The 7,151-nt window shown below is 71.6% G+C and carries 6 protein-coding genes and 1 pseudogene; 1 reads left to right on the top strand and 6 read right to left on the bottom strand.

Annotated elements, in window-relative coordinates:
• Positions 1-611: pseudogene (locus TR48_RS05825) on the top strand (hypothetical protein); the annotation flags it as partial.
• 143 nt (positions 612-754) lie between these two features.
• Here the strand turns inward: TR48_RS05825 and TR48_RS05820 are convergent.
• The 6 genes from TR48_RS05820 to TR48_RS05790 form a co-directional block, all read right to left on the bottom strand.
• Positions 755-2,509: a DUF1003 domain-containing protein gene (locus TR48_RS05820; protein WP_042364796.1), complete on the bottom strand. Its 1,755-nt coding sequence runs from the start codon at positions 2,507-2,509 to the stop codon at positions 755-757.
• 211 nt (positions 2,510-2,720) lie between these two features.
• Entirely contained in the window at positions 2,721-3,116 is a 396-nt protein-coding gene (locus TR48_RS05815) for a hypothetical protein (protein ID WP_042364795.1), read from the bottom strand.
• Positions 3,117-3,256: 140 nt separating this feature from the next.
• The gene (locus tag TR48_RS45215; protein ID WP_063770916.1) at positions 3,257-4,999 is read right to left on the bottom strand and encodes a phospholipase D-like domain-containing protein; all 1,743 of its coding nucleotides are present in this window, start codon (positions 4,997-4,999) and stop codon (positions 3,257-3,259) included.
• Positions 5,000-5,173: 174 nt separating this feature from the next.
• Positions 5,174-6,025, bottom strand: a complete 852-nt coding sequence (locus TR48_RS05800) for a helical backbone metal receptor (protein WP_236652023.1) — start codon at positions 6,023-6,025, stop codon at positions 5,174-5,176.
• A gap of 37 nt (positions 6,026-6,062) precedes the next feature.
• The gene (locus TR48_RS05795) at positions 6,063-6,428 is read right to left on the bottom strand and encodes an ArsR/SmtB family transcription factor (RefSeq protein ID WP_042364867.1); all 366 of its coding nucleotides are present in this window, start codon (positions 6,426-6,428) and stop codon (positions 6,063-6,065) included.
• 182 nt (positions 6,429-6,610) lie between these two features.
• The coding region (locus tag TR48_RS05790; RefSeq protein ID WP_042364794.1) for a DUF4232 domain-containing protein at positions 6,611-7,151 on the bottom strand (541 nt) is incomplete at its 5' end.

The following is a 7,151-nucleotide window of genomic DNA, read 5'->3' as shown; positions in this document are numbered from 1 at the left end:
TCACGCACGTGGAGGCGGAGGCCGAGCAGGCTGAGCTGGTCGCAGATGCCGAGGTCGAGGCCCCCACCGACATGGAGCCCGCAACCGCGGACCAGCCGCAGGCCGTGGTCGAGGCCGAGCCCGCCGCGCACGTGGAGCCGGTGGCCGACGCCGAGTCGGCCGCAGTAGCCGTCGTGGATGCCGACGCAGAAGCGGAGCTCGCGATCGAGACGGAGCCGCAGGCTCTCGTCGAGGCCGAGCCCGTCGCGCACGTGGAGGCGGAGGCCGAGCAGGCTGAGCTGGTCGCAGATGCCGAGGTCGAGGCCCCCACCGACATGGAGCCCGCAGTCGCGGACCAGCCGGAGGCCGACGCCGCCGCGAACGTCGACGCAAAGCCGCAGGCCGCTGCCGCTGCCGCTGCCGCCGGGAAGCCGGACTTCGCGCCCGGGAAGCCGGTGACGGCGTACTCCGCGGAGCAGCTCGAAGCGGTGGTGCGGTGGATCGACGGGGACGGCGTCGACCGCACCGAGGACGAGTTGCTGCGGGCGGCGATGAAGGAGTTCGGGTTCTCGCGGCTCGGGCCGCGGATCAAGGAGGCCCTCGGCGCGGCCGTCGCCGCCGCGCGGGGCTGAGCAAGGAGCGGATCCGTCAGTGGGCGGCGGCATAGCCGCCGTCCACGTGGACGGAGACGACATGCTGGACGCAACGCGTGCCGCAGTGGCCCTGCGGGACCACCAGCTGGGACCGTCTTCCCATGAGAGACGGCCGAAAGACGTCAGCCGTCCAGGCGCGCGGCCCTGGCCACCGCCTCCATCGCCGCCGCCTCGCGCGGCGTGCGGGAACGCGCGCCGAGGCCGAAGAACCCGCCCTCGTTGTTGGCCTCGGCCACCACCGCCGCGATCTCGTCCAGGAACGCGCGGAAGCCGGGCAGCTCCGCCGGTGCGACGCGGGCGACGACCGTCGTGGCCATGTGGATGGCGTGCAGCGCCGGCTTCTCGTAGTCGGCGTACCGGGTGTCCGCCCGCACGCCGGTGTCGAAGGTACAGGCGGCGGCCAACTCCCGGATGAGGCGTTGCGGGTGACTGACACTCGCCTCCCGCAGCAACTGCACCATGGCGACGATCTCCTCCGCGTCGACCTCGCCCTCGGCGAGGGCGGTCAGCACGCCGGAAGCGATCAACGCCTGCGACAGCAGCGCCCAGTCCTCGGGGAGGAAGTCCAACTCCCCCGCTCCGTCCGATCCCACACCGGTGCGCAGTACCTGGAAGCCGACGTCGGCCAGCACCGTCGGCAGGTAGCGGACGGCGTCGACGGCCTGTTCCCTTGCACGCTCGGAGAGTTGGTCCCACGACAGGAGGCCGCCGCGTTGCCGCAGCCCCTGCTGCTCGCGGACCGAGTGCTCGTGCTCCAACCGGGCCAGCACCCACGCCTCGTGCTCCTCGAAGGCGAGCAGTCCGACGCCGTCCGCCTCGTCCGGCTCCTGGCGCAGGGCCGTGTCCGTCGTGGGGAACATCAGGCAGCCGATCGCGGCCAGGCTCTCGCCGACCCGGCGCGCGTGCCGGCGACCGGCCTCGCGTGACTCCTCCGGCAGTTCGTGCCAGGGGCGCAGCGACGGCCGGATCACCAGTTCCAGCGTCGCGTCGGCGCGCGCCTGCATCCGGCTCTGGTGGAGGGCCTGGGCGAGGTGTTCGGCAACCTGGGCCGAGGTGTAGTCGGAGAGGCTGTCGATGACGCGGTCCTGCGCGACCAGGCGTGCCTTCATCCGGCGGCACTCGTGCAGGATCGCCTCCGCGTCGAGGAAGGTCTGCTCCGAGCGGCGGTCGCCGGCCAGGCTCAGCACCTTCTGCCCGACCATGATCACGATCATGAACACGAGCTGGGCGAAGGTCGACAGGAAGCTCATGAACGCGAACGGGTAGGGGTCGAAGTGCTGCAGGCCGAACTCGGCCATGCCGATCCACACCACCTGCGTCCCGGCCGCGATGTAGAACGCCGCCATGCTGCCCAGCCGCTGGGTCAGCCAGGCCGCGATCCTGCCGTTGACGCCGACGACCTGGTCGATCGCCTGCGGCGGGGGCTGCACGCGGTGCCGCCGGATCCACGGATGCGGGCTCGACTCCAGCAGGCTGGCCCCGCGACCCAGCGCCCGGTCGTGCCGGTCGAGATGGGCCTGAAGGTCGGAGACCTGCGCGAAGATGGCCTCGGCGTTCTCGTAGGTCTGCACGGCCCGGCGGTCGGCCGCCATGCCCAGCACCCGCTGGCCGACCAGGATCACCGCGCACAGCACCAGCTGCAGGACGTTGTTGACGAACAGCAGGAAGCCGAACGGGTAGGGGTCCACCCGGTGCAGCGGGCCCCAGGCCGCCAGGGCCATCCACCCGCCGCAGAAGGCGAGCGTGACATAGAGGGCGGGCATCGAGCCCACTCCCTGGGTCAACGCGGCCGCGATCGCGCCGTTGACGCCCACCCGCTCGTCGGAGACCACGACCGGCTGCTTGGACAGGCCGGTCTCCCCGCCGGCTTCACTCACACGCGCTCCCTGGGTCGTTCGAGGATCCGTCGTCTGCAATCTATCCGCAGGCGACGCGGCCTCGACGAGCGCACGCCGGTGACGGCCCGTCAGAAGAGCTGGACGGGCCGGTCGAACGGGCCGGTTGGGTCAGGCCTGGGTGATCAGGCCTTCGTGATCAGGCCTGGGTGGTCAGGCCTTGGTGGTCGGGTCCTGGTGGTCGGGTCCTGGGTCAGGTCAGGCGGAGGCGGGTCTCGAACTCGTGCTCCCCGGAGACCCAGCCGAGGTCCTGCACGGTGAAGACGCCGGCCAGCAGGGTCCTGGCCTGCTCGACGGCGTCCGCCGGCCCGAGGATGTCGACGTCGACCGGCTGGTTCAGGTGCGCGGGCGCACTGCGCAGCACCGCGGCGGCCTCGGGCATGGTCAGGAAGGAGCGCGCCCGGCACATGGTGCCCGAACCGGACGGCGGGCTCGTGGACGGGCTCGTCGGCGTCGCGGTCATGGGCATCGGGGTCGGGGACATCTCGGCCGTGGCCTGGAACGCCTCCGCGAGGACGGCGAGAACCGCGTCTCCGTCGTGCGGGTCGTGCTCGACGACCTCGACGGTGATCTCAGCTGTGCTGGTCATCGGTACCTCCTGGGACCTCCTGAGCCGCTCACCCCAAGTGAAGCTCGGTTTCCGCCCCGGCGCACCTCCCGCGGGCAGGGAAAACCCCGGCCGAGGGGATCAGCCGGGGCTCCCTGGAAAGGGCCGTGCTCAGCGGATGATCAGGAGACGTTGAGCGCGGTGTCGTCGACCACGAAGGAGGTCTGGTACTCGGAGTCCTCCGAGCCGGTGAACTTCAGCGTGACCGTCTGGCCGATGTAGCTTGCCAGGCTGAAGGTGTGCTGCTGGTAGCCGCTCGCCGCGTTCAGGTTGGAGTAGGTCGCGAGCGTGCCGAGCACGGTGCCGGAGCTGTTCAGGACCTGGACCTTGAGCGTGTCGTAGGCCGTGGTCTTGCTGGTCTCGGCGGTGTCGACGTGCAGCCAGAACGAGAAGTTCGCGTTCGTGCAGCCCGCCGGGACGGCGACGGACTGGGCCAGGGTGTCCGTGGTGGTGCTCCCGTAGCCGTCCAGCCACGCGTCCCAGCTGCCGGAGTGCGCCGGCTCGGAGGAGCTGTCGCTGATCACGCCGGAGGTCGCGGTCCACGGCGAGGCGGAGCCGGTCTCGAAGCCGGGGCTGCCGAGGAGCTGCTGCGCGGTGCAGCCGCTGCTGCCGGGGTTGACAGTCCAGGTGAAGGACGCCGAACCGGACGGGCCGGTGGAGTCCGTGGCGGTCACGGTCACGCTGGAGGTCCCGGCGGCGGTCGGCGTGCCGGAGACCAGGCCGGTCGAGGAGTCGATCGACAGACCGGCCGGCAGGCCGGTGGCCGCGTAGCTCAGCGTGCCGGTCGCGGTGTCGCTCGCGCTGACCTGCAGCGAGGCGGCGGTGCCGACGGTGCCGGTCTGGTCGCCGGGGTTGGTCACCGTGACGCTGCCGGTGGACGACGAGCTGCCCATGTCGCTGTTGAACGCCTGCTCAAGCCCGCCGACCACGCCGGAGTCGCTGACGATCAGGCCCAGCTCGCGGTTGCTGTTCAGCGAGTTGGAGGAGAAGTTCTCCGAGCCCGCGAACGCCTTGGCGGTGGAGGTGCCGTAGTCGGCGATGATCGCCTTGGCGTGGATGTAGTAACCCGTCGAGCTGGTGTAGGTCTGCACCTGGCCGCCGGCCGCGGTCACCTGGTTCAGCTCGGTGGTGTACGTGTTGTTCTCGTTCTCGGCGACGACGCGCACCTTCACGCCGCGCTGCTCGTCGGCGACGATCGCATTGACCAGCGTCGTGTCGCCGAACTCCTCCTCCTCGACGTCCAGGCTGTGCTGGGCCCCGTTGATCAGGCCGAGGATCTGGGTCTGCGAGTCGGTGGGCGACCAGACCAGGTCGGCGCCGTCGGACGGCGTGATGGTGGTCTTGGCGTAGTCGGCGTTGAAGACCGCCTCGATCGCGTTGACGTCCGACGCCGTGTTGTCGAAGACGCCGTAGTCGCGGGAGGTCGCGTAGTAGGTCGTGTCGAAGTTGCCGGTGGAGATGTAGGACTTGGCGCCGTCGACGGTGATCGTCTTCTGGTGCGTGTAGACGAACGCGGTCGAGGACCAGGTCACCCCGACCCCACCCGCGGTGAGGGTGGTGTAGGCGCCGTTGTTGACCGAGGTCTGCTTGCCGTCGAGGATCACGCGGACGGCGACGCCGGCCTTCTCCTTGGCGACGAGGTCGTTCTCGAGCGTGGTGTCGCGGAGCTCGTAGATCGTGACGTCGATCGACTTGGTAGCCGAGTTGACGAAGTTGTAGATGGCGCTCTCGCCCTGGTCGGGTAGGACGACCAGTGAGTAGTTGCCGGCGGCGTGCGCGGTGACGGCGCCCGGCAGGATCGCTGCCGTGGCGACGGCGGCGCAGGCCGTGAACGACTGGAGCAGACGACGGCGTACGGCTCTCAATTCGAGCTCCTGATGCGGGAATAGGGGTGTGGCACGGGAGCGGAACAGGGATTGTGCAACGCGCGTAGCGCTCACCCAAGGTAAGTGACTCGCGAGTACATGTCAGGGAGCCGCCCGTGAAGAAGTGTTGAACGCGGGGCAGACGAACTTCTCGCCCAGTTGAACAGAAGATCGCTAACGGGCGATTCGCAACTGCTCGGCCAGCAGCACCGGAGCCTCGTACAACGACGGCCCGTACCAGGTGAGGTGACGCCCGCTCACCAGGGCGGCCGGGATGCCGGGGAATGCCTCCGGGCCGTCATCGGAGGTGAACCGGTAGGGCTCGTCCGGGAGTACGACGAGGTCGGCGTCGCGGGCGCGCAACTCCTCCAGCGGCACGGCCGGGTAGCGCTCGGCGTGGTCCGCGTAGAGCTGGACGACGCCGAGGCGGCGCAGCAGGTCACCGGCGAAGGTGTCACGCCCGAGGACCATCCAGGGCCGGCGCCAGATCGGCACGATCGCCCGAAGCTGCTGCCCCGACTCCCCCGACTCCCGCGGCTCCCCCGGCTCCCCCGGCTCCCCCGGCTCTCCCGGGGCGGGCGTCGCGGCCCAGGCGTCGCGGGCCTGATCCAGCCAGTGCGGCCGGGGCAGACCGCAGGCGATGGTCAGCAGCCGCTCCAGAGAACGGAAGGCCTGGTCGAGGGTCCGTACCTCGGTGACCCAGACGGCGAGGCCCGCCTCTCGCAGCGCGGCGAGGTCGACGGACCGGTTCTCCTCCTCGTTGGCGACCACCAGGTCCGGGCGCAGCGAGGCGATCCGCGCCGTGTCGGGGTTCTTGGTCCCGCGGATCCGGGCCACGTCCAGCCCGGCGGGGTGGGTGCACCAGTCCGTCGCCCCGACCAGCAGGCCGGGCGCGGTCACCGCGATCGCCTCGGTGAGGGACGGCACCAGCGACACCACCCGCGTGACGTCCCCGAGGGCCAGGGCCTTCCCCTGGTCGTCGACGACGGTGCGGTGGCGTGGTCCCCGAGTCGGTGCCGCGGTCATGGCGTCACCGTACCCGTCGGGCGGGACCGGGCCTGCCTCAGTGCGTCGCGGCCGGTCGCCCCAGCTGGTCGAGCAGCGCCGCGACGTGGTCGTCGGCGAGGCGGTAGCGGACGATCCGGCCGTCCTTGTCGGCCACGACCGTGCGGGAGGCGCGCAGCAGGCGCAGGATCCGGGACACGGTGGTGTCGTCGAGCCCCGTCGCGGTGGCCAGGTCGGTGACCGCGATCGGCCCGGCGTGGTGGACGGCGAGCAGCAACGACAGCCGGTGGGGCTCACCGAGCAGCGCGAAGCGGCCGGCCCACTCGGCGAGGCGGTCAGCGTCGCCGATGCCCGCGATGGCGGCGCAGACGGTGTGGTCGTCGATGACCCTGCGGTGGGCACGCTCGGCGGGAACGAGATGCATGTCGGCCATTGTCACCCGTCCTCCCCCGTGATCGGCAACGCCTGCGCGTCTGCGGGGGGCCGACAGCCTCGGGAACGCGGTGGGCCCCGCACGCGCCCTCCAGGGCAAGGAACACAGCGGGGCCCGCCCGGCGGCCGGCCGTCAGCGACCGGTGTCGCCCCGGCAGCCGACGACGGCCGGTGCTACCAGCGCAGCGCCAGCCCGGGCGTGGCCTCCCAGTAGGTCGTGCGCACGGAGTCGTCCACCCGGACGCCCGCCTTGGGCAGCGCGACGTGCGCCGCCGAGCCGACCGAACCGCGCTGGGCGGCGTTGGCGAAGTACACGTCCAGGGTGTGCACGGTGTGGTTGTGGCGGGCGCCGCGGCTCGTGGTGTGCGCCAGCGCGTAGGCGGACTGGCCCGGGGACAGGGTGGCCACCGCCTGCGGGATGCTGTCGGCGATGTAGCCCGCCGGGGCCTGGGCGTCGCCGAAGCGCAGGTACGGGTAGCCGTAGGCGAGGCAGATGTGCCTGCCGGTGTTGGTGGCCGTCAGCAGGATGCGCTGACCGGGCTCGGCCTTGGCGGTGATCTTCACGGTGGCGCCGGTGCAGCTCGCGAGCGCCGCGGCAGCCGGCTTGGCCGCGCGGGCGGTGACGGCGTCGGACGGGGCGGCCAGAGCGACCGCGGTGCCGAGGGACGCCGCGACGGCGGCCGTCGCGGCGGCGACGCGGACGACGCCGCGACGC

The sequence above is a fragment of the Streptacidiphilus neutrinimicus genome, from assembly GCF_000787815.1.
Taxonomy (GTDB): Bacteria; Actinomycetota; Actinomycetes; order Streptomycetales; family Streptomycetaceae; genus Streptacidiphilus; species Streptacidiphilus neutrinimicus.
Note: the sequence above shows the minus strand (reverse complement) of the source record. Positions and strands in the feature narration are given on the sequence as shown.

Bases quoted from the DNA above. Each gene is read 5' to 3' on its own strand.
- TR48_RS05795 (WP_042364867.1), bottom strand. From the start codon at position 6,428: ATGCATCTCGTTCCCGCCGAGCGTGCCCACCGCAGGGTCATCGACGAC.
- TR48_RS05815 (WP_042364795.1), bottom strand. From the start codon at position 3,116: ATGACCAGCACAGCTGAGATCACCGTCGAGGTCGTCGAGCACGACCCG.
- TR48_RS05800 (WP_236652023.1), bottom strand. From the start codon at position 6,025: ATGACCGCGGCACCGACTCGGGGACCACGCCACCGCACCGTCGTCGAC.